A 25872-nucleotide genomic window follows, 5' to 3' on the forward strand; every position below is an offset into this window, starting at 1 on the left:
CGGCGTCCGCCGCCGACGCGCGCCCGCAGGGGATGCAGTCCGACGCGGCCCACGGCGACCAAACTCGTACCCCCGCCCCCGACCCCACCGGTTCGCCAGCCACCGCGGCCGACCCCGGCACACCGCACGGCGCCCAGCCGCCCGGCGGAGAACCCACCGCCGCCCCACACCCCGAGCCCAGAGCCGCTGGCGCACAACATGCTTCCAGCGCGATGCCCCACCCCGCCACCGGTATCCAAGCGGCTACAACAGGCTCCGAGGCGACTCCGACCCGCACCGACCCGCACCCCGCCGACCCCGGCACCCCGGTCACCGCCACACCCCGCACCCAATCGGAAGCACCGCCGGACACAGACACCACCCGCGCCGAACCGCCCTCCCTACGCGACGAAGGCGCACCCACACGCGAGGAATCCGCGCCTGCACGCGATGAAGCAGTTCCTGCACGCGAGGAATCCGCACCGGATCGTGGCGAATCGGCCCGTGTGCGTGACGAAGACGCTCCGGCGCGCGAGGACTCCGCTCAGGGACGCGGCGAACCGGCCAGTGTGCGCGACGAAGGCGCTCCGGCGCGCGAGGAAACCGCGCCGGTGCGTGATGAAGCGGTTCCCGCACGCGATGAGGCGGTTCCGTTGCGCGACGAGGCGGCTCCGTTGCGCGACGAGGCGGCTCCGGTGCGCGGTGAGGCGGTTCCTGCGCGTGACGAGTCTGCGCCGGTGCGTGATGAAGCGGTTCCTATGCGTGATGAAGCGGCCTCTGCACGCGAGGAATCCGCTCGAGAGCGCGGCGAAACGGCTCCCGTGCGCGACGACGGTACTCCCATGCGTGAGGGTTCCATTCCTGAGCGTGACCAACCGGTTCCAACGAGACGCGAACCTGCGCCTGTGCGGGACGAGGCGGTTCCCACGCGTGACGAGGCGGCGGTTCCCGCGCGTGGCGAGGCGGGCCCTGCGCGTGACGAGTCCGCGCTTGCACGTGGCGAAGCGGTCACTGCGCGTGAGGAATCCGGTCCGGCTAGCAGCGAACCGGGCCGTGGGCGTGAGGAATCCGCCGTGTCGGCACGGCGCGATGACGCGGAGGACACCGGTCGGGGCGGGCGGGCCGAGGATGAGTCCTCGGCAGGTATCGGGGGTGCGCGGCGGCCGGATGCGGACAGCCCGGTCGATCCGGATGGCGATGCGAGTGCGGACACAGCGGCCGCCGCCCCGGCGAATCGCGCCGCGCCGGACGGGGATCGGAGTGCGGGCGGCAATGATGCCGTGCGGGCGCTGGCGGGTATCCGGGAGGACACCGGTAGTACGGCGATCCGCGTTCCGGATCCCGAGTCGTGGCGCGACGGCATGCCGGTCGCGGCGATCATGGTCGCGGCGGACGGGGCGGCCCGGCAGTTCAACGATCACGGTTCCCTGCGCCAGCGCCTGCGGGACGAGGCGGCGGCGCGGCGGCGGCAGGGTGAGAGCGACACCATGCACGCCCTCGTGATCGACACCTACGGCGACGGCGACGACGCCGTGACGCGGGTATACCGGCTGTCCTGTGAGGACGGCGATATCGTGATCCGGGATGCCGCGACAGGCGAGGTGATCGAGAATCCGCCGGCGGGCGTCGGCGACCGCACCGGCACGTACGCGATCATGTTCGACGCCGAGGGTAATCCGACGCACAAGCTGGGGCCGATCGAACGGGAGGCATTGTCCCGGCAGGCCTTCGACGCCCTGGTGCACGATGCCGTCGAGTCCGGTGCAGTGCGTGTCGAACCGCTCGGGGACGGCGATCGGGCGCACCGGGTGGAACTGGTCACCTTCGAGGACGGCACCCGACTGGTCCGGAAGGTGTTCGACGATCCGAGGCAGGCCGACGCCGAGGTCCTGGCGTCCATGCTGGGCACCGCGATCGACGCGAACGTGCCACGGGTGCATCGGGACGGTGATGCCCCCACCACCGTCTACATGCAGGTGATGCCGGGTGACGTGGCGGCGACGATGTTCGAAGGGGCGGACGCGGCGCGGCTGCTCGGAACCACCGACACCCCCCAGGGCCGGATGCTGGGCCTACTGGACGCGCTGATCGGTATGCCGGACCGGGATTCCCACTGGATGATCGGTCCCGACGGGGTCGGTGGGATCGGCCACCGCAACGCCTTCGGTCCGGGCCCCGAGGCCGGTGATCCCATCAGCCCGTTCGCCGACTATCTGCTGCGAGTCGGCGACGCCGGCGAGATCGTCTGGCGCGACAATGAATTCACCAAATCCGAGGTGCGGTCGCTCCGGGCGCGCCTGGCGGCGTTGGAACCGGAGTTCACCGCTCGCGATCGCGGCGAATGGTTCGACTCGGCCATGGACCGCCTGCGGGAGATCGAGCGGCACGCGCGGCCGGACCGTGACCGGTGGGGCCGCTTCGTCCGTTTCTTCACCGACCGCTTCTCCACCGACGCGCCCGACGCGGACGACACCCCCACCCGCCCGCGATCGGAGCCGCCCGAAGCGCAGCGCGGCCGGACACCCGCCCCCGACGAGGAACGGCCGCCGTCACCGACAGCCGACGATGACGATGGCCGGTCGCGGACCACCGACGAGACACCCGACCAGTCGCCGGCCCCTGACGAAGACCCGAACCGATCGCCCACCACCGACGTGGACCCGGACCGGTCGCCTCCCGCTGACGAGGAGAGCCGGTCGCCGACCGTCGGTGAGGAGCCGAACCGATCACCCGTTGCCGACGAGGAGCCGGACCGATCACCCACTGCCGAGGAGGAGCAGCCCCGGTCGCCGTCCGCCGACCGTGGTGCGCCTGTGCGCACCTCGAATGCCGATGTCGGCGTTCCGCCGCGGTCCGGTGCCGACGCGCCGCGGACGCCACGCGCACAGGACGGTGAGCAGTCCACGCGCACGGCGTCGGACATGTTCACTTCGGTGTGGCAGGCGGCCGACGGCGACGCCCCGGTCGCGGTGGCAGACGGCGGATCGAACCGGCCGCCGTCGGATCCGCCCGCACCGCCGACGACCCCGGACGATCCGGGCGATGAAGGCGCACACCAGAACTCGCGCTCCGGCGACGAGGCCGGTGACCCGCGTGTCCTGGAACCCGACGCGGTCCTGCCACCGCAGGGCGATGCCGATACCACCCGGACCATCGACGTCGACGGTGAGCAGGTACCCCTGCGTCTCGTCCCCGACGGTGCCGACCGCTGGCGCGTCGCGCCCCCGGACGGCGGCGAAACACCCGCCCGCCGAGCCGATTCCGACACCCCGGAGCGCAAGTCGGCGCTGCGCCGCATGTGGGAGCGCTTCCGCGACATCACTCATGTGCGCGGCCACCGCGGCGTGTACCCCAAGTACCCCTCCGGCTCCGGCGAGGACCACCGCGGCCAGACGGCGCTGCGGGACGCGGTCGTCGACGCCCCGGACCTGCTCGGCCCGCCACCTCCCGCACCGCCGCCGCCTCCCACCGGCCCGGTGTTCCAGGAGCCGCCCAGCGCGGGCGGGGACGGATTCCCCAATATCGCGCGGATTCTCAAGGAGTCCGTCACCTTCTGGCAGCAGCGGGAGCAGATACCCCTCCTGAATCGGCTCTCCGGTCGTATCGCGGCGCAAGCCGGCGAGCATATGCCGCTGCACACGCCCGACGGCGCGGAGTACCGGCCCTGGATCAGCGATACCGATCCGGAACGCGCCCGCCAGGGGATCGGCGTCACCCATGAAGCCGGGATCATCTCCCCGGAGCAGGCCCGCGCCGATTTCGAAGCGCTGCTGGACGTCACCTCCGATCCCGAGGTCCGCCGCCGCATCCTCACCGACCTGACGCGCCTGGAGTTGCGCCCGGCGGACGAGAACCGCGCCGCACTGCGGGATCTGCTGGATTCCAGCACGGATCCGGAGCTGCGTCAGCGGATCATCGACGACCTCTACGACCATGGTCTGATCTCCGCCGAGGAGTCGGTCCGGCTCGAAGAGCAGCCGATTCCGGAGGTGCCGAACGATCCGCTGCCGGTCGCGGAACCCACGAACCCGCCGCAGGACGAGTCGCTCGCGGATATGGCGCGGCGGCTCGGGTTCGACCTGCCCGACAACGATCCGGCGACCGTTCGGCGGGTGCTCGACGAGCAGCAGTACCGGACGTTGCGCGCCGCCGCCGCCATCGAGGGACTCGGCGACGCCGCACGGCGTTTCAACGAGGAGAACAGCCGCCCCTATCGCTGGCACGACGCGGACGGCACGCCGGGAACGGATGCCGAGGGCCGCCCCGGTGGCAGTGTGCCGGTCGGTGCCGTGCCGCGCAGCTTCTTCGACGACAATCCGATGGGGTTGTTCCTGCGCGAGATCATGGTCGCGATGGGCTCTGATCCCGGGCTGCTGGACAGCGCGGAAGTCGGCAACGGGGCCGATCCGCTGCCGGAGTGGAACCGGGTCGGCGAGAATCCGGAGCTCGGCCGCGACGACGGTATCCCGATCTATTTCGAGCACGCGCTGCGCCGCAGTCAGTTGACGGACGAATTGTCCACGTGGGCAGCCATGTTCGGTATCGATCTCGCCGACCTCGGCCCCGATCGGCTGGACGGCACCCTGGATCGGCTGCGGAACGAGAACATCGCGCGAGCGGAGGGCTTGGCCGACTTCGCCACCGCGGCGGCCGATCTGCTGGCGCAGGCCGATCAGCGGCAGGTCGGCGAGCCGTACGGCGACCAGATCGCCCGGATTCCGATCGACGACGGGCCGGACCTGCTGGTGGTCATCGACGGTGCTCGCGGCCGGGACGAGGTGCTGGCCGACACGCTGGCCACGCGGCCGGATCTGGCGGCCGCGCTCGACGCCGGCGATATTCGGGTGGACTACCGGCAGGTGCGTGTCGACGAGTCCGGGCAGCCGCACCTCGACCCGGTCGATACTCCCGAGGTCCACCACTTCCGCGGCCCGGTGGACGGCCGGGAACTGGTCGTGACCCTGGTGCGGGACAACACCGGACAGCAGTGGCGGCCGGTTCCCCAGACCGTCGACCCGGTATCCGACACACTCGATGCGGCGCCCGAGGGCGGCTCGACGGCCGACGACGCATCGGATCGCACCGCGCCGCGGTCGCCCGAAGAGACACTGCGCGAGATGGGCGAGCTGGCACGGCGACTCGGTGTCGGCCTCGACGACCTCGGCATCGGCCCGGACGGCGTGCATCCGGAGCGGTTGGCGCGGACGATCGCCTCGCAGCAGCTGCTGAATGCGATGCGGGCGGGCCAGATCGAGGCGCTCGCCGACTACATTCGCACCGCCAACGACATCCAGACCTTCTACGGTCTCGCCGAGGTGCGGGCCCCGCTGGCGCAGCGCTTGGGACTGTCGGAGGCGGAACTGACACCCCGGGCGATCGCGGAGGGCCTCACCGATCCGTCGCCGCGCCGGGCGCTACGTATCCAGCGGTTCGAGGATCTCGTCGCTTACGCGCGGCGGCTGCGCGGACTCGACGCGACGGCGCTCGATGCCGCACGGGACCGGCTGGCGCGGCAGCTCGGCATCGAGCCGTCGGAGCTGTATCCGACCAAGTACACGAATAACGATGCGGGACGGCTCATCCGGGTTCCGGATACCGCGGGCATCGATCCGGCGAAACTGCGCAAGGTCGTCGCCGGACTGGTACGCGACGGGAGTGCCTGGGTCGCGCGGGACGCGCTGGCCGAATTCGCCGCCGCGCTCACCGACGTCGACCCGTACTCCGAGGTGCCCCGGGGCGATCGTGCGGCCGACCCGCGTTCCGCCGACACCGAACCGCCGGTGCACGATATCGACGCGCTGCCGGGGCTGCGCGACATCCTCGCCGGTGCCGTTCCGTCGGGCGATCCGCTCGATTTCGGCCGTGCCCTCGCTGACGCCGTGGCCGATGCCCAGGCTCGGCTGCCCGAGGGCGGCGAATTGCCCAGCGGTGATCCCGATACCCGGCCGCAGCCGGGCGGCGACTGGGCGCGCCTGGTGGGCGTGGACCTGGTCGGCGCCGACGACGCGACCTTCCGCCGGGTGTACGAGGCGTACCGGGACGGTCGGATCGACAAGCACGAGGGCCTCAGTGCCGCCGATCTCGCGGCGGCTCTGGACGGCATGCGCGGCGAGGTGCGCGACCGGGCCGAGCAGATCAGGACGCTCGCCGAGCTGGCCGAACAGTTCCACCGGCTGGCCGAGCGCGGGCAGCTACCCGGCCGTCCCGACGATCCGGGTGAGGAACCGGGTACCGCCGCACCGCCGCGGCCCCCGGCGGGCAGCGGACCGCAGGCCGGTGGCGGTTCCCGGTTACCACCCGCGGATCCGCCCGGACCGCCCACACCCGCCCGTGACCCCGACGACGGTTCGCGCCCACCGGCCGACCCCGGTACGTGGCCCGACGAATCGACGAACCGGTTGGCGGACGAACTCGCCGAGTCGCGTCAGCGCACCGACGCCGAGTTGGACGAGTCGCGCCAGCGTTCCGATGCGGAGTTGGCGGAGTCGCGGCAGCGTTCGGAGGCCGAGCTGGCCGAGTCGCGGCGGCGTTCCGATGCGGAGTTGGCGGAGTCGCGGCAGCGTTCGGAGGCCGAGCTGGCCGAGTCGCGGCAGCGGACCGATGCGGCGCTCGATGAGTCGCGGCGGCGTTCCGACGCCGAGTTGGCGGAGGCCGGTCGACGCACCGACGCCGAAGTCGCGGAACGGAGTCGGCGCACGGATGCGGAGCTGGCGGAGTCGCGACGCCGGACCGACGATGCCGTGGATTCGGAGGATACGGCTCCGGAGCCGGGGACCGGGGGCGGCTCGCAACGGCCACCCGGCCCACCGCCGACGAACGGCACCGCGGACGGTGCGGGCGATCCTCCCGGCGGAGAGGGCGATTCGGGTGCCGGAGCACGCCGCGCCGGTCCGGATGCCGACGATCCGCTCGATGCCGTCCGCCGCTTCCTCGATCAGCCCGACGTGCGGGCCGGTGGCGTCGACCCGGTCACGCTGTCCGAAGGCGAACGCGAATACATCCGCCGCCTGGCCGAAGCGCTCGGCCTGCGGGATGCCTTCGACGGCAACCGCGACCCGTTCGGAACCCTGTGGGAGCTGGCCGAAAGGGCAAGGGCCCGTGGCTTCCTCGACGAATCCATCGCCGCCGCCGCGCCCATGCGCTATCCCGACGACTTCGGGCCGCTGGATGTCGATCAGCTGTACGGCGACGAGGACTACTGGCGTGAGGCCGACCCGGAAACGCGGCAGCGGATGCTGGCGGAACTGCGCTCACTCGGGCTGGGCTATCTCTCGTACCCGGCTCCCGATGCGGGCCCGGCCCGCTTGACAGCCGCGGACGGTTCTCCGCGACCGGAGAACCCTGCCGCACAACCCGATCGGACGCCACGACTGCATTCCGACTCCGGACTTCGGGACCGGCTCGCCCAGCGCCTGGGACTGTCGGACGCCGAACTGCGATCCGCCGACTCGGCGCGCACACTCGCCGATCTGCGCTACCGCAACCTGCTGACCGCCGGTGTGATCGAGGCCCTGGCCGACAGCGTCGCCCGCCACGAAGCCGCCACCGACGCGGTGCACCGCCGCCAGATCGAGACCACCCGGGATCGGTGGGCCGACCTGCTCGGGCTCGATCCCGCGGCGCTGCACCCGGACCACGTCACCCGCACCCTGGCCGACCTGCGCGAGGCCACGCTGCGGCAGGCCGAAGACCTTGCCGCCCTGGCCGATGTGCTGCGGACCGAACCGGACTCGACTCCCCCCGACGGCACCCGCAGGATGGTGCTCGAGGTGGACGGCGATCGGGTGCCCGTCGGGCTGGCACTCGGCGACGACGGCCGGATGCGCGTCGTGCCTCCGGCCGGCGACCCATCGGAATCCGGTCAACTCGCCCCACGCCCCGACACCCGCCCCGATACCGTCGATGTCCGCCACCGCGAACTGCTGGCCAAGGCGGCGGAGGGCACGCTCACGCTGCGCGAGCGGTGGGAGTTGGCCAAGACCGAATGGCGGATCGCCAAACGTGACGGCCTGCTTCGGCAGCGGCTGCGCGAAGGCTTCTCGCCGGCTTCGCTCAGCTACGACGGCGCATATCCCAAGTACCCGTCGGGCTCGGGCGAGGACGGTCGCGGCCAGACGGCCATCTCGGATCTGGCCGGTATCACCGACCCGGCCGCGTCGGGGAGCTTCAACCCCGCCCGCATCTGGAAAGAGGTCGCCACGCTCTGGAAGAAGCGTGAGGGCGCACCGTTCTTCCTGGACCGCTTGACCGCTCGGACTCGCGACGAGTCGGAAGACGTCGTACCCGCCATGGTCTCCGACGACGAGGAGTACCGGTACTGGATCGACGAGGCCGATCCGGAGTTGCTGGCGGAGATGGAGGCGGAGCTGAAGCTCGCCGGGCTCATGGATCCGGACGACACCTTCTTCCCCGCGCCGGATACGCGGGAACTCCAAGCGGGTGAAGAAGATCCGCGTCGCAGCGATGAATCGCCGTCGAACACAACCGATTCCGATCCGACACTCCGGTCGCCGGACGCGGAACTGCGCGCGGCCGCCCGGCGGCTCGACATCGAGCTGACGGATTCGAATCCGGCAGCGGTGCAACGGATCCTCACCGAACAGCAGTACCGAAACGCCCGCCGGGCCGCCGCTGTCGAAGCCTTGGCCGAGGCGGCGCGGCGGTGGAACGCCGAGGACGCTCGCCTGCCGTTCAGCCGCGAGGTCAGCTTCGACAGCAATGACCCGCTCGGTCTCTACCTGCGGGAGCTGGTGCGGGCGGGCGGTACGGAACCGACGCTGCTGGACTGGGAGGGCGTCAACAACGGCGGCGAGCCGGGCCGCCACTGGGCCGATCCGCACGAGGGCGTCCGCCCGGACCGCGAGGACGGTCTGCGCGAGCACTACGAGAACGCATTGCGCCGCTATCAGATCAATGACGAGCGGTCCGTCTGGGCGCAGCTGCTGGGCGTGGACCTGAACGCCCTGGGTGTACGGGATCTGGTCGATCTGAGCCCGGAGGAGGCGGCCCGCGCGCTGCTGGCCCTGCCCGCCGACCAGCGGGCCCGGCTGCTGGCCGGATCGAACCTCGAGCAGCTGTCCGGCATCGACCCGGAATCGGCCGCGGATACCCTCACCGACGCCCTGCGTCGGGTGGACCCGGCGGAGCGCGGGGAGCTGCTGGCGGCCGTCGACCCGGCGGATATGCGGCGGATCCAGCACGAGCTGGCGAATGCCCGGCTGGCGGAGGAACTCGCCCGGCTGCGCGGCGACACCGCCGACCGTGCCGCGGCGCTGGCGGATTTCGCGCGCGCGGCCGCACCGTACCTGCGCTCGGATGCCGATCCCGACCAACGCGCCCACCTGATCGACGAATGGACCCGGGCACAGCAGGGGCGGCAGGTGCACGACGGCGTGGTGCGGGTGGCCGATCCGGACGGCGGCCCGGATCGACTGGTCGTCTTCGACGGTGCCGGGGACCGATCGCGCCTGCTCGCGGACGCACTCGCCGCCGACCCGGCACTCGCGGCGGCGGTGAACCGCGGCGATATCGTCCCCGACTACCGAAACGCATGGGTGGACGCAACCGGACGCCTCCACCTCGACGCCACCGACACCCCGCAGGTCCGCCACTATCAGGGATCGGTCGACGGCCGTGACGTGCGTGTCACGCTGCTGCGCGACGGTGCGGGAGATTGGCGTCCGGTGCTGGATTCCGAAGCGCCGCAGTCGAACCCGAATCAGCCGCGTTCGGTCGATGATGTACGCGACGCCATCCGTCGATTGGCCGGTGAGCTGGGCATCGACCCCGGCGACCTGACCCCGGAGACGATCGCGGACCACCGGCTGCGCAATGCGCTGCGCGCCGCACAGATCGAGGGGCTGGCCGACTACGCCCGCAGCGCCAGTGATATCGAGACCTTCTTCGACATCACCCGGCGCCGTGAGCAATTGGCCAACCGCCTCGGCATCCCGCACGACGACCTGACCCCGCAGCGGATCGCCGACGTGCTCGGCGATCCCGACCAGCGGTCGGCATTGCAGCGCCAGCGCGTCAAGGATCTCGTCGACTACGCCAAACAGCTGGGTAAGAGCCTGGACGTCGACGCGGTGCGGGCGGCCCGCGACCTGCTCGCCCGTCGTCTCGGTGTGGCACCCGAAGACCTGCTCCCCGGAAAGCACCTGCGCGGCGACGACCCCTACTTCCGCGACCGAGGCGAGACGCGGAATCCGAACGCGCTCATCTGGGTACCGCACGGGGATACGAAGGGCATCGACGTCGGCGCCCTCACCGATGCGATGCGCCTGGCGCAGCGGGCCGGACGCGATACCGAGGTGCGGGCCGCCATCGCGGAGTTCACCCGAACGCTGCTCGATCTCGACCCCTACACCGATGTGCGGGACAACCCCGCGCTGGATCCCCGGGCCGCCGACGGGGACCTGCGCATCCACGATCCCGGCGCCCCCGGCCATCTGCGTGACATCGTCGGCGATCCGCACGCGTTCACCGACGGTCTGCGCGACGCCGCCGACCGGCCGCGTGATCCGGAATCCGCGGTGCCGCAAGCGAATCGCGACTGGGCGCGAATCATCGGCGTCGACATCACCGACGCCGACCCGGCCCGGCTCGCCGAGGTCTACGAGGAATACCGCGACGGCAAGATCGAGAAGCACGAGGGCCTGAGCGCACGGGAGCTGGCCGAACTCCAGGCCACGCTGCGGGCGGAGACCCGCGATCGCGCCGCCGGGCTGGCCGACCTCGCGCACCTCGTCGACCGGCATCAGCGTGCGCTCGACGAGGCCGCGGCCGTGGCCGCGGCGGGCAGGGCCGAGAACGCCCGCCAGGAACTGGCGCAGGCCCGCCGCGCACTCGCCGAACAGGTCGCACGCCACCCCGTGGCGGAAACCGACCTGCGCCCGGAGCATCTCGACGAGATCCTGGAGGGCCTGCGCTCCCGGACGCTGCCGGTATCGGAGCACGCCGCCCATCTGGCCAGGGTGGACGCGCTCGGCGACGCGGCACGGCGGGTGCACGCCGCCGAGGCCGACCTTGCCCGCGCGGAGACCGATGCCGCCCGGCTGGAGGCGGCGCTCGCCCGCCCCGACCATCCGGACGTGCGGCGCTACGCCGATGTGCGCAACGAACTCGACGCCGCCACAGCGGCTTTCGACGCCGCGCGAATGCGGCTGGCCGAGGAGATGACGCGGCATCCGGTGGACGCCTCGGAGCTGCGCCCCGACCGCCTCGACGACACACTCGACGCGCTGCGCGCCCGCACGCTCCCGATTTCCGAGCACGCGGCACACCTCGCCCGTATCGATGATCTGGAGTCGGCCGCGCGCGCCGTGCACACCGCGCGGTCCGATATCGACCGCCTGACCGGCGCACTCGACCGGGCCCGGCCCAATGCCGACTGGCAGCGCATCCGCCTGGACCGCGAACTCGCCGCCGCCACCAGGGAGCGTGACGAGGCCCGCGCCGACCGCGATGCCGCCCTGGACGGACTGCCCATCGATGTCTCGGATCTCACCCCGGGCCGGGTGGACGAGACCCTGGACCATCACCGCACCCGCACCACACGCGTCGAGGAGATGGCGCAGCGACAGGAGAGACTCGACCGGCTCGACGACGCCACTCGCCGCCTACACCTGGCCGAAGCGCACCTCGCCCGCCTCGAGTCGGCCGCCGCGCGCGCGAACGAACTGCTCGGACCACCCACGGACGACGGCCGGTCGCCGCGTCGCGACGATCCTCCCGCCGACGAATCGCCGCTGTCGGCACCACCGAGGCAACCCGACACCCCGTCGTCGGACGGTGCCGCCCAGCGAATTCCGGACGCCGACGACGCGGACGCACCCCTGGCCGACGGTTTCCGGCAGTCCGTCGCACCGGGGCAACCCGACAGCCCGTCGTCCGACGGTGCCGCACAGCGGCTTCCGGACGCCGACAGCGCGGACTCTCCTCCGGCCGACGCCGCCCGGCGACCCGTCGAACCGGGACAACCCGACACCCCGTCCTCGGACGGTGCCGCACAGCGGGCTCCGGACGCCGACGCGAACTCGTCCCCGGCGGACAGATCACCCGAGCGATCCCCGGCCGACGAGTCCGCTCGCCCGGTACGGCTCGAGGAACCGCCCGCCGACCCCGGCGCGCGTATCGATGCCGCACTCCAGCGGGAAACGGCCGCGTTGGACGACGCGGCCCGGCAGCGCCGAGCGGTCATGGACATCCTCGCCGCCGACAGCGCCGCCGCCGTCCGAACCCGTGATACGGCCCGGGACGCCCTGGACGCGGCCATGACCGGACTGCCGGTCAACGCCGCGGACCTGACCCCGGATCGCCTGGCGGACACCGTCGCAGAACTGCGCGCCACCACCATGCGGGTGGACGAGATGCCCCGCCGCCTGGCGCGGATCGACGCACTGGAGGCCGCCGCCGAGCGCTACCACGCCGCCGCCGAACGGGTGGACATCCTGGACCGGGCCATGGCCACCGCCATGGAGCGCGACACCCTGCTCACCGCGGGCGCGGAGCTGATCACCGACCGGGTGGGCGTCATCGACGGCGACCCACCCCACATCCTGGTGGTCGGCTGGGGCGACACCGATGCGGCACGGGTGTGGGACGAAGCGCGGCAACGGTATCCGGAGCTGAGCGAGCGGGTGAACCGGGGCGCGGTGGTGCGGCAACTGCGTATCGATTTCGACGACCAGGGTCGAATCACGGTGACGCGCGGCGAACTTCGGCATCCCGCCGACGACATCGCGCCGCCACCGGAACCCGCTGCCGCGCAGCCGCACCCGTCAACACCCGGGGACCGCTTCCAGGCCATCGCCCGCGAGGCTGATGAGCGCCTCCACGAACTGTCGCGGCAGACGCTGAACCGGTTCGACGATATCCAACGCCGGACCGACGCAGCGTTCGACGACATCCTCCGACGGATCGGCAACGGTCCGGACGATGACGGCTCCGACGGGACGCCGACCGCGCCCGGGTCCCCGGACGGTCCACCGCACGGCCCGGTAGCGGACGCGAACCAGGCGGTGCCCGAGGGCTCCGCGCCCGCGCGGACCACCGACGGCACCCCTACCGACAGCGCCCCCACCGACGGCACCCCCAACTCCAGCGAGGTGGACACCCCGGCCTGGGGCGACTCTTCCGCACCACGCGACGCGGTCGCCCCGGAGCCAACGCCGCCAATCCTGCGTTCGCTCGACGATCCTGCCGATTCGGTGCGAAGCCTGTTGGCGCAGACCGATATCGGCAGGCGGATACTCGCTGACCTCGACGCGGGTCCGCTGCGGCAGCGCTTCGACCACGCGCACACCGACGGCCGGTCGGGCGAGACGAGGCGGGGGGATCTGTCCGTCGTCACCTACACCAGCGGCGTCGACCATGTGCGCCAGGCACTCTGGCTCGCGCACGAATCGCTGCACGCCGAGTACCTCACCGAGGGGCGCAGCGCGGTCGAGCGGATCCGGACCATGGGCCGGGACGAATTCGTGCGGGCCATGGTCGACGAGGAGGTCGAGGCCAGTATCCGCATGGTCGAATTGGCGCAGCAGCTGCGGGAACTGGGGTACGAGATCACGGGCAGCGACACCGCCGCCCGGATCGAGCGGACCTACCGCGACGCCTACGAGCGGGGGGTCCGGGAGGCGGCGCTCGCTCCGTTCGCCCGCCGCGACCCGGATACGGCCGTGGCCGCCGAGACCGTTCACGATGTCGCGCACCGACTGGCCGCGGCCGCCATCCGGCCGGAGATCGCCGACCTCGCCTCCGACGACGGCACGACCTACACCGACCTCTACGGCAGGGCCTGGGACGACGTCAACGCCGCGTCGCGCACCCGTCCCGGCGTGCCGCACCTGCCGACGACCGCCGAAATCGCCGACGGGATGCGCCGTTCCGCGCTCGACGGCCGGGCCGCCGGGCTCCGTGCGGCGGAACTCGCCACCGAGCTGCGGGACGTGGCCGAGCGGGCGGCGACGACCGCCGAGCGCGTGCTGGCCGCCGATCCGGATATCCCACCCGTGCCGGACCCGACAGCGGATCGACCGGATCTCCAGCGGCAGGGCGAACAGCTGCGCCGACACCTCGAGGGCGCGCTCACCGACCCCGGAACTCCCGCCGACCGGCTCTCCGACCTGCGCCGCCTGGACCACGATCTGCGCACCCTGGCCGATCTCGCCGACCAGCGGGAACTGGTGTTGCGCGATGAGCGGCGGCACCTCGACAACCTCGCGGCCGTCGCGGCCCGCGATGTCCTCACCGCCGAGATTACGGAGCGCGGGCGGCTGCTCGGTGACCACGTCGCCCTCATTCCCGGCAACCCGGGCGATCACGCGATCGCCGCGCCGGACCGTCTCGTCATCGCCGCACCACCCGGTGAACACCAGCGCGTGCTGGCTGAGGCCCTGCACGACCCGGCGGTGGCGCAACAGATCTCAGCGTCGGTCGCGCCGGAGGCGCGCACCATTCATATCGACGGGAACGGCCGGGTCAGCGTGGAAACCACCGATACCGTGCCGGTGGACCCGCACGGACGGCCGGAGCCACGGGTCGACCAGCCCGACATCACACCGGGCCAGCTGGCGGATCAGGCTACGGCCGAACGCATCACGCGTCTGCGCGCGGTGCTCGCGCAGACTCCGGCCGGGCAATGGGCCAACGAGACGCTGGACCGCCACGACGTCGCCTACACGCACCGGACGGGAGCTCCGGCACAGTACTACCCGGCCCGCAATACGCTGGTCCTCGATCCCGGTGCCACCGATGCCGAGCATCTGCTCGCCCTGACCCATGCCGCCATTCACGCCGACCTCGCGCACCGCGACCCGGTCGCCGTCCGGCATCGCATGCAGTCCACGCGCGAGGACTACATCCGCCGGATGATCGCGCAGCACAGCCGGGCCTACGCGCTGGAGATCGTGGTGGCCATGCAACTGCGCGAGGTAGGCCACCAGCTGCCGGTGAGCCCGCTGGAGCAGGTGTACCGGGACGTGTTCGACCGCACGCGCGCCGACGTCGCGCAAGCGCTGCCCGGCACGTCGGACGCCACCCTCGATCGGTTGGCCAACCAAGCGGGGCTGGAGGCGCTGCGCCCGGTGCTCGCAGACCATCGGACCACGGCAGCCGGTGAGTCCTACGCCGAGAGTTACGGCCGCGCCTGGGATGTCGCGCACGGCGTTCGCAGCTTCGCGGAACGGGCGCGGGCCGCCCTCGCGACGAGGCCGAGCTCGGTCGAGGTACTCGGCGAAGGCAGATCGCTGACCGAGCCACGCCGCACTGAACGGCTCACCTTCGACGACGGCACGGTGCTGCACCGCGTCACCATGCTCAACTCCCGGCATGCCGACGCCGAGCATTTGGTCTCGCTCGTCGGCCGCGCGGTCGGGGCCGACGTCCCGCAGGTGTTCCGCGACCCGCACCGCCCGAATGTGGTGTACCTGGAGCCGATGCCGGGATCGGTGGCGGGGGAGAAGTTCGTCGACGCCCACGAGATGTTCCTGGACGCGCCCGGCGCCCGGGAGCTCGGGCTGCTCGACATGCTGACCGGAACCCCGAGCCGCGGCGACTTCGATTGGGTGCTCGCGCCCGGCAATCGCGTGACCGGCATCGGCCACCACCTGAACTTCGGCAATCACCCGACCGCGGGCGACGCGCTCAGCCCCTTCACCCAGCACTTCCAGGTCCGCCTGCCCGACGGCACCCTGGAAGTCACCGATCACGCCCTCACGACCGCCGAGGTGGAGGCCATTCGCCGTCGCATCGAGACGCTGCGACCGGACTTCGCCGCCCGTGGCCGAGAAGGCTGGCACGATGCCGTGCTGGACCGGCTCGCGGAACTCGCCGACCACGCGGATCCGGGGCACCCCGACGACATGATTCCGGTCCCTGGGGGTGGTTTCGTCTCCGCGGACGGCGGAACGTATGTCAACCGCTACGGCGGCGACCACCGCCACGGCATTCTCGCCAGGGTCGACGCCGACGGCACGCTCACGCTCGAACTGCGCGCTGGACCCGGAACACCGACGGGGTCGGAGATGTTCGCCGATGCCTGGCGCGTGCTCGGGGATCGGGTGCGGGCGATCGAGGGCAACTGGTTCGAAGGCGGCGGCGGGCCGCTCGGCGACAACCTCGCGACCTTCAACGCGACTCTCCAGGCGGGCTTCACCCCCGAGGAATCGGCCTGGTACACGCACACCGGTCAGCTCGCGGAGCGGTACGGGTTCACCGATGTCACCATCGACCGCGGGCAGGATCTGGAGGGTCCGCTGGGCGAGAACATGGGTGCCACAGTCAGATTCACCCGTCCGGAGAACGGCGCGGTCCTGCACGAGGGCACGCTGCCCGACGGCGAGGGCCGCACCCCGCTCTATCGCGGCATTCCCAGGAAACTGGAGAGCGGGATTCTGAATCCGGCGTATGTTGCGGCGCTGCGCGGCGACGCCATTCCGCGTGGCACCGAAAGCGTTTCGGCGGAAGAACACGTGCTCTCGAAGTCGGATGTCAGCGACTCCACCTCATGGACCCGCGATCGTGGGGTGGCCGAAGTGTTCACCGACGGCGACGGTCTGATCATGGAATGGCGGACGGGTGCGCCGCCGGAGGGCGCCGCCTGGCGGTTCAATCCGATCGGAGACTACGACCTGGCAATGCAATTGCAGCAGGTGGTCATTCAGGGCACCGTCAACGATGTGCGGGCCGTGCGCTTCCTCGCCGAGGACGCGGCACCCGAGGGTTCCGGGACTCCACTGGATCCGCAGCCACTGTCCGACGGCAGCGTGGACCCGGAGAACATCGACCTCGATGCGGGCATCCCGGATCTCGGGTCGGCCGAGCACACGCCGACCGGACCGCAGGAATCGCGTGCGCCCACGCTCGCCGACCGTGCGCTGACCATACTGAAACGGCTGCTGGGTTCCTTGGCCGGGGATGAATGGGCGCTGCTCGCACCGCGTGAGGTGGCCCAGGTCCTCCAGGACCGTTACGACGATCTGACAGTCTTCGGGGTCGACGACCCGCAGGTGGACACCGAGGTCGTCCGCGAAATGGCCCGGACCGTCGACGAGACACTGCGCACCTATCCGGAGATCCGGCTGCGTCGCCTGGGAATCGGCGATCCACCCGACCAGAACTGGATTGCCTGGGCGGAGCCGAGAATCGGGTCCGACGGTCGGATGTACACCGACGCGATCATCCTGAATCGTGCGTACGCCGCGGACCCGCAGGCGCTGCGGGCACTCGTGGAGCACCGCGAGTCCGTCGGCTGGTTCCCGCCGGGGGTCTCCGAGAATCCGGTGCGGTCGATCCTGCTGCACGAACTGGGTCATGCGCTCGACAATGCCGGCAATATCGAGCATTGGGACCCGCGGACGCAGCGGGACTACACGATCGAGCGCTTGCAGGCGTACTACCTCCAGGAAGCCGGGGCATACGACCACGCGGGATTCGTGCAGTGGCTGAGCCAGCTCAGCGGTTACAGCTTCAACGGGAATCCGAAACTCCCGGAGAACCTGGTACCGCAGGAGGCGTACGCCGAGGCCTTCGCGGCTCACGGGATCAACGGCCGCTACGCAGCCGGGCCGGAGCGGGCGCTGTACTCCATTCTGGTCGATGCCGCCCAGCGCTTCGCACAACCCGGATATGTGCGCCCGACACCGGGCAACTGGCCGGAACCGCTACCGCGCCGGACGGATACGGCCAGCGATACCGATGCTGGTCCGGGGCGCGAGCCGAATCCGATGTCCGCCGTACCGGATCCGGCGCGGAGTGCGCCGCAGCCGATACCGGAGACCGATCCGGATCCGGTGGCGCACTACGACCGGTTGCTCGAACAACACAAGAAACTGACGAAGGAACTGGAGTTCCAGCGCGCCAAGCGCGACTACCGATTCGCCCAACTGGGCGGCGGCAATCCGGAGCGGGCGCTCGGTACCGGAGAGTCGCTCCAGGCCACGCTGCTCCGGCTGCACCAGGAGACCGGATCCCAATCGGTCGACATCGGAGCCCTCGGTGACCAGGGTCCGCAGCGAACCACCCGGTCACCGGGACCAGCAGAGCGCGCCTTCCGGCTGGACACCCTGTCCAAGCTGACCGGAGCCGCGGAGCGGGTACTGGGGCTACGCGAGCGGATTGTCGATCTCGAACAGCGGATGAGTGCGCTGGAGCGCGCCGGGGTCGAGCGGGTGCGACCGCCCTCCGAACTGGTCACGGCCGAACTCGCCCGGCTGGCGCAGCAGCGGGCCGACGAACTGCTGACCACCAAACCCGGGCGGCTCGCGCGCGATGAACTGGCCGGGCACCTGGGTGTACTCGACGACGAGGGCGCGGTGGACGAGTCGGCGCTCGGCCCCGACCGGCTCGCCGACACCCTGGCTCGGCTGCGCACCGACCTCCCCGACGAGCACCGGACCATCGCGGCTCTCGGTGAGGTGGCGCACGAGGTGAATCTGGCGCACAACCGGATCGGGCGGCTCCAGGACGATATGGCACGGATCGCGGGGGAGTGGCGGACGATCGCCGAATCCGAGGGCGCCCGAATGGAATCCGAGCGGGTGGCGATCGTGGACGGGGATCCGCGCCGGATCATCGTCTTCGGCCCACGCGATGAACTCGGCCATTCCCGCGCCGACCACGACCGGGCGCTCGAAGACGCGCTGCGCCGCAGTGCCGCGGTGGCACAGGCGCTCGTCGACCCGGACACCCGGCTCGAATACCGGCGAGTCCGTGCCGATCGCGATGGCAATCTGACCGTCGACGCGCTGCGGCCGCCCGAGGTGGACCATCTCACCGCCGGTGGAGCCGGCTCGCAGCCCGGCGGTCGGTACGGCCTGGACCGCTTCGACAGCACCCGCTGGCGGGACGCCGAGGGGAACTGGCACGAAGTCGATCCCACCCGTCCGGACTGGACTGGCAATCGGGAAGGCGAGGTGCCCAAGAAGTACGAACCCCGGGACCTTCCGGAAGGCGTCAGCAGCTGGGCCGTGGACCAGATACAGGCCGCGGTCGTGGATGCGCTCGGCGTCGATCCGGCGACGGGGCGTCCATCCGACGCATTCAACCAGGATCTGTTGCCGCACTTCCCCGGCGGCGGCAGTCCCGCGGTGCCGGACGGCACGCCTATGTACGAGCTGCCGTACGCGGACGCGGTGTCCAACATCATGCGCGTGATCCTGGAAGTCGCGAAACTGAGCGGCTTCACCTGGTTCAAGGACTCGGATAATCCGGGCCGGATCCGTCCGGGATTCAAGGGGCATCCCTGGTTCCGGGATCGGTCCGCCGAGGTGCAGCCCATGGTGCGCGAATGGCGGCCGGAGGAGCACGCCGACGGTGCCGCTCGACCGCGCCCACCTCGGCATCGGGCGGACGGCTTCGTCGATGGCGTGCTCCGCGCCATGAACGAGTTCACCAGCCGTGACACCGATATGGGTGTGGCGGAGAGCGTGCGCGAACAGCAGGAAGCCGCCGCGCGGAGGTGGGCGCGGGTGCAGGAATGGGCCGACGCCCAGTACGCCCGGTTCCGCGCCGATGACTCCGATCTGGACGCGATCACACGCGGCCTCGCGGAGCATCGCGAGGCGGTGCGGCGAACCCTCGTCGAGAAGCTGGCCAGAGCGCTGGGGCCCGACGCGGACGCGGACCGGCTCGCCACGCTGTTCTCCGACAAGATCAATGCCGCGATGGGCGTGGATCCACTGCCGCCCGCGTTCACCCGCGCCGAGATGGAGCAGATCAAGAACCATCTCATGCGGGACCGGCATCTCGTGTTGGATCCGGTCACCGGACAGCTGACGCGCAGCCCGCTGGACGCGGTCGCCGATGTCGCCGAGGCGTGGCACCGCCTGATCCAGGGCAAGCCCCTGCCGCCGGATCTGCTGCTCCTGCAAGATGCCCTCGCCGAATCCGCGTACCTGCGCGCGAATCCGACCGCGACCTGGCGCGAGGCCAATGCCCACGTCGCCGCGCTGGACGGATTCCATTGGGACGCGGCCCGCCCCCCGCTCACCGGCGACCGCGCGGGCATCCCCTACGAACCCATGCCCCTCCCACCGCCCGCCCCCTTCCTCCCACCCCGCACACGAGAACATGCCACCGCGACAACCGAATCCGACACGAACACCGACAACACGGCCGACACCACCACCCCGCAACTCGACGGCCCCACACGGCCGTTCGGCCCCGACGACCTACCAACCGCTCAGCTCGATCAAGAAGAGGTAGCGACGACCCGGGTGGATCCGGACGGCCTGCCGACGGTGCCGCTGGATTCGGATGAGGTGCCTACGGTGGCGCTGGACCCGGATGAGCTGCCGACAGTACCTCTGGACCAGGATGAGCTGCCGACAGTAGCGCTGGACCCGGACGAGATCCCCACGGGTCCGGTCGATCCCGAGACCGATGAGGAGCCCGGCCGTACGCCGGACCCGGACGGCCCGCAGGATCCCCCTGCCGACTCACCGTCCGGCCCGTCCACTCCACACGACGGCCACCGCATACCGCCGACCGAATCCCACCAGCCGCCGAGGCGAGGCTTCCGCTCCCACATCCCGCATCCACCCCACGAATTCGAGGTCGAACTCCCCAATTTCGAAGGCATCGACCCCTTCGACCCCCGCCGATGGCTACACCCGGACCGGCCGGAGCAACCGAATCAGCCGGAGCAGCCAACACACCCCGAGCAGCCGGGCCAACCGGAAGCCCCAGACGCACCCGCACCACCGGCATCGCCCGAACCTCCGGATACGCCGGAACCTCCGGATGCTCAGGAACCTCCGGATGCGCCGGAATCTCCTGAACCCCCGGACCACCCAGGACTGCCGCAACCGCCGGAGCCACCCGAGCTTCCTGAGCTGCCTGAGGTTCCTGAGCTGCCTGAGGTTCCTGAGCTGCCTGAGGTTCCAGAGTTGCCGGAGCTGCCCGAGCTTCCGGAGCTGCCCGAAGTTCCGGAGCTGCCCCAACCGCCCGAGTTGCCAGGTTCTCCCGGGTCGCCGGACCTCCCGGGGTTGCCGGCGCGTCCGGACTTGCCGGGGCTTCCTGGTTCCCCGGATGCACCCGGACGCCCTGACTTGCCGCAATGGCCCGACCTGCCGCAGCTTCCGGACCCGCTGCAGCCTTCCCAGCCGCCCGAGTCGCCAGGGTCTCCCGGGCTTCCGGACCTCCCGCAGCGCCCTGAACTGCCGGATGTCCCCGAGCTTCCGGGGCGTTCAGACCTGCCGGGGCGTCCTGGTCTGCCGGACGCACTCGAACGCCCTGACTTACCGGAGCGTGGCGAGTTGCCGGAGCCCCTGGATCTCCTCGACCCGCCAAGACGTCCTCAGTCTTCGGATCTGCCCGAACAGCCGGGTCTGCCGCACGCGCCGGAGTCCCCGGACACGCCGGAGCCATATGCGCAGCCGCAGTCGACTCGGCCGCTCGGCGTGTCCGAGCCGCTCGGATTGTCGGTGCCGCCGGAGCTGTCGTCACCTCCTGGTTCGTCGGAGGCTCCTGCCCGCCCTGATGTGCCAGAACGCGCAGGTCCGCAGGGCTTTTCGGAGACGCCGGGACGTCCGCAGTCGCCGCCCGCTCCGCTCGGGACACCCCTGGCGTCGGACAGCCCATCGGGGCGGTCGATGGTGGATGGGCCATGGACGCCGCAATCCGCGGCGCCGTCGCCGTACGGGGCGGGGGACCGGCAGTGGGGGCCCGGATCCGTGGGTGAGCCGTGGGCATCGCAGGGCGCGCCCGAGCGGTCGGGTCCGTCGGTGCCGGGCAGGCCGCATGCGCCTCAATCACCGCCATGGGCGCAAGCGCCGGGAGCACCGCCGGGTGGGCAGCCGCCCTCCTGGCAGTCGCCGACGTCTCCGTACGCCGCTGCGCCGGAACGCGAATGGGGTCCGGGAGCGCCAGTACCGGACCAGGCGGTGACATCCCCGACCGTCGCGCCGCCGTCATCGTCGGCGTCCGGTTACCCGATGCCGCCGGCTATGCCGCCCATGTCCGCACCGGGGGCCGGGGCGACCGGGCCGAGCCGAGGCGGCACGCCGGGTGGGAATCGCTACCGGCGAGCCGAGCCGCGCGGGAACGGTGGCGGCGAGATCGTGGTGCGTCCGCACACCGGATTCGGCGTCTCGGCGACCTTCGATCCCGCGAACGGTCGGCTGCAGGCCGGTGTGGCGGAGGCCCGGGAGATCGGCGGCGTCTACGGCGAACTGGGTGAGATCCCGGCGGTGTTCTACCGATTCGACGGTCGGTTGTGGCTGCGCGTGGGTGAGCACGTCATAGATCTGGACGACTCGGCGGTGCGGGCACAGTGGCAGCAGCCGGAGAAGCGCACGGCGCGGTTCACCGTCACCGCCGGTGACCGGGTACTCGTCGATATCGGCTATCGCTCGATCGGTGGCGATCTCGATCTCGGCCTGTTCATCCGGGACGCGCTCGCGGATCCGGACCGCCGTTCCCGGATGTTCACCGGGTAGCCGAGCGGCCGGTTCACCGGAACTTCGCCGATCCGTCGCCGAATGTTCGGGCACTCGAGCGAGTGTGGGCACGACGTCGTGTCGTCCCGATGGGCGGCCGCAACGAGAGGAGACACCGTGCGACTGGGTCCACCCACCGACGACGAACTGCGCCGGAACTTCGAGGCCGCCCTGACCTCGGTCCGCGAGGGCGGCGGTGTCAGCTCGGCGACCGGTCTCGATATGGAGACCGAGGGTGCGCTGTGGGCGATCGCACGTGCCCACCCGCGCATCGACGACGACCTGATCTCCGCTGCTCACCGCGCCTTCGCCGGACAGTTGGACGGCTCGAACGCGGCTGCGCGACGCGCCCGGATCGCGCACGTGACAGCGCCGGCCGATCCGGATCGCGCATAGCGCACCCGGGATGACGCCGAGCGCGCCACCACATATGTTCAATGCCGACAGGTGCCGGACGAGGAGATGGCTGCGACGTGACGAGACCAGCGGAAGAGGCGCTCGAGGGGAGCGGTCTCGCGGGGGAGGGCCGGGTATCGGATGGCTCCGAGCAGGCTGCGGTGACCGCGGCGGTGCTCGGGGTGGACGACCCCGTCGATGAGCCGGATATCGGGTTCACCCTCGGTGCGGCTGCCCCCGTGCCCGACATCGATCCCGCCACGCGGGCAAGGCAACTCACCCACCGCATCGCCCGGGAACTGGCCGCCGCGGGCCCGCGTGGCTGGCGGCGATTGGACGCCGTCTTCGCGCTCACCGTGGCCACCGAGGTGGTGCACGTCTTCTTCGCGACCGACGAGAGCACGGTCCGTGTCCAGCCGCCACAGTCGGTCCTCGGGCTCATCCGCGAGCACCGCGCGCTGGCGGCCCGGCTGGGCGACGGACCCTGGTGGCGAATGCTGGTGTCGCTGGATGATTCCGGCAAGTTGGAGGCCGACTACGACTACGGCGACGTACCCTTCCCCGACGACTATCTTTTCCCGGCACCGGCGTACCGTGCCGATCTCGCCGAGTATCCGCGCACCCGGCTCCCGGTCTGGCTGGCTGCTTATGTGAACCACGACGGTCGCCAGACCCGCTCGCCCCGTACGGCTTTCGCGCAGGCCGGTGCCGACCGGGCCGCCGAGGTCGCGGCTACCGTGGCCGACAACGAGTTTCCCCCTTTCCCGCTGATGTGGGCTCGCTGGGCTGTCATCGCGGCGACCTTCGTGGGAGCGGAATCACAATGGGGCCCTAGAGTATTGCCGTCGCTGGCCTGGTTCGAAGGCGCCAAACGCAGCGGCTCCACCCTGTACGCCCTACCCGGTGGCCGCGCCGTACTGTCCGGCGGCGTGTGGGACGCGCCCACCCTGGACGCGGTCTACAACGCGGGCGCGCCCATGCCCCGGTTCTATGCCGGAGCACCGGAGTGGGTGGCGAACCCGGTCGTGAATCCGCGTGCCGCCAACGGTCTGCTGTCCTTCTGCTACTGGTGGGAGAACGGCCACTGGTATCGCGGCGAGTCTCCATCCGCGACCGAACTCGCCAGCGCGCTGCCGGGTATGTGGACGGTCGAGACCGTGGTGGATCTGGTGTCGAGGCTGGTCGCCGAGCAGCCGACCGAGCAGCAACGCGCGTCGGTGGCCTCTCTGGTCTCGGCCGCGGAAGCGGCTGCGGTATCCCGCGATCATCTGGTCGAGACATTCGGTGACACCGGTTCGTTCGATATCGACTCCGCGCTCTATCAGCTCACCATGGCCGGGGTGACCGTCGCGACCCGCTAGCCGATCACGGGGATATCGATTCGCCACGGGCACAGGCAATTCGATGGCTCGACGGATCGTATTCACAGCTCGTTCACTCGCGGCCGTTAGCGTTTCGATGCCGTAGGTCGAGGTGAATGTAGGAGCGGGGAGTGGGCGAGACCGTAAATCCCTGGCCTGGGCTCAAACAGCAGGCGGGCAACGGGCTGATTCAGGTCGCCGAAGGGGTGGCGCAGGAAGCCGCGGGATTCGCCGCCGATGTGGCGAACGCTCTCGCCGATATGAAGACCTATGTCTCGAATCTGAATGAGCACAAGGGCTTCAGCGATAACGGGCATCTACAGCGGGCGCTGCAACTGGCGGGGAACTTCAATATCGAAGGTGGTCGACTCGCCGAAATCCTCGATATCTACCTCGATATGGTCAATTCGCTGGGCGAGACCCTGGTGATCGCGGGGAAGCTCTACGACAATGCCGAGCAGGACTCGGGGGACGCGTTCAACGGGCTGAAACGGCAGTCCCTGGAGGACTCACCGAACAGCGACCGACCCGGAACCATCGGCGAGGATACTCCCCACTGGCCGGGCGACGATCAGACGGCGGCCACGGCATACGACGAGCACTTCAAGAACCTCAAGGATCGGGCCGCCGCTGCCGGTGGTGTGCATACCGCCATTACGCCCGAGAACCCGTACAACCACCTGCACGACGGAGCGTGGTTCGTCAAGGTACGCGAAGGCATCAGCACGTCCGCCGTTTCGTGCTGCTCCGGGGAATGGGGATGGTTCGCCGATCGCATCAGCGGCGATTTCGAGAATCTCACGGGTCGGCTGGCCCGGATGGAGCAGGACGAATCGTGGACCGGTGACGGTGCCAACGGCGTCATCAACGCCGCCAGGCTGTTTCAGGCGCAGGCGAACGACCTCTCCGCTGATCTGCGTGTCATGGCGGACAACCTGCTCTACATCACGGGCTGGCTGCGCTATACCCGCGACAGCATGCCCGAGCGCTGGGAGTCGGAGTGGGACAACAACCACGAGGACTACGACTCGGTCAAACTCGAATACGCCCAGGCGTTCGAGAACTGGTACGTCACCGGAATGCGCAACTCCAGCGCGGCCATTCCGAAACTGACCGACCCGACCGATCCGACCGCCGGCCTGGAGGATCCGGGCGACCGCGGCAACAACGGCGGTGACAACTCCGGCGGCGGCAACGGTGGCGGTGGCAACGGCGGCGGTAGCGGTGGTGGCGGCGGTGGAAACAGCGGCGGCGGACTGAGTCCGGGGTTCCAGAGCCAGATGGCCGCCCTGTCGCAGCAGGCGGGCAGGGATACCGGTTCGACCACTACGTCTGCGGACGCGCGGTACCAGAACGCGAATCGGACCTCGCCGGATTCGCGCTACGGTCAGCAGTCCACCGGTCAGCAGTCCGCCGGTCAGGACGGCCAGCAGGCCCTGCAGCGGTTGCAGAGCGCCATGCAGCAGGGGCGGCAGTCGGCCCAGCAGGCCGCCCAGCAGGCGCTGTCCCAGGCGCAACAGTCCGATCTGGCCGACCGGATGGCGAACACGCCGCTGTCGGGATTGCCCGCCGCGCTCAACGACATTGCCAAGAAGGCCGGTGGCGGCGGGCCGAAGGGCGGTGGCGGCGCACCCGGTGGCGGCGGACCGCAGACCAGCCTCGCCCGGGACTCGGCGTCGTCGAAGCTGTTCCCGCGC

At 70.9% G+C, this 25872-nt stretch carries 4 protein-coding genes; all 4 read left to right on the forward strand.

Features of this window, described 5'->3' with window-relative positions; all coding sequences use genetic code 11:
• The first annotated feature begins 1052 nt into the window (after positions 1-1052).
• The gene (locus tag ON31_RS05280; protein ID WP_039809854.1) at positions 1053-22418 is read left to right on the forward strand and encodes a hypothetical protein; all 21366 of its coding nucleotides are present in this window, start codon (positions 1053-1055) and stop codon (positions 22416-22418) included.
• A 117-nt stretch (positions 22419-22535) separates the two neighbouring features.
• Positions 22536-22814 carry a hypothetical protein gene (locus tag ON31_RS05285; RefSeq protein ID WP_039809857.1) on the forward strand — a complete coding sequence of 93 codons (279 nt, stop codon included), beginning with the start codon at positions 22536-22538 and terminating at the stop codon, positions 22812-22814.
• A 77-nt stretch (positions 22815-22891) separates the two neighbouring features.
• Positions 22892-24175 (forward strand): hypothetical protein, encoded by a 1284-nt coding sequence (locus tag ON31_RS05290; protein WP_147287041.1) that lies wholly within the window; start codon positions 22892-22894, stop codon positions 24173-24175.
• Positions 24176-24306: 131 nt separating this feature from the next.
• Positions 24307-25872: hypothetical protein (locus tag ON31_RS05295; protein ID WP_039809860.1), on the forward strand; the 1566-nt coding region annotated here is incomplete at its 3' end.

This window comes from Nocardia otitidiscaviarum NBRC 14405 (assembly GCF_000308635.1).
GTDB lineage: Bacteria > Actinomycetota > Actinomycetes > Mycobacteriales > Mycobacteriaceae > Nocardia > Nocardia otitidiscaviarum.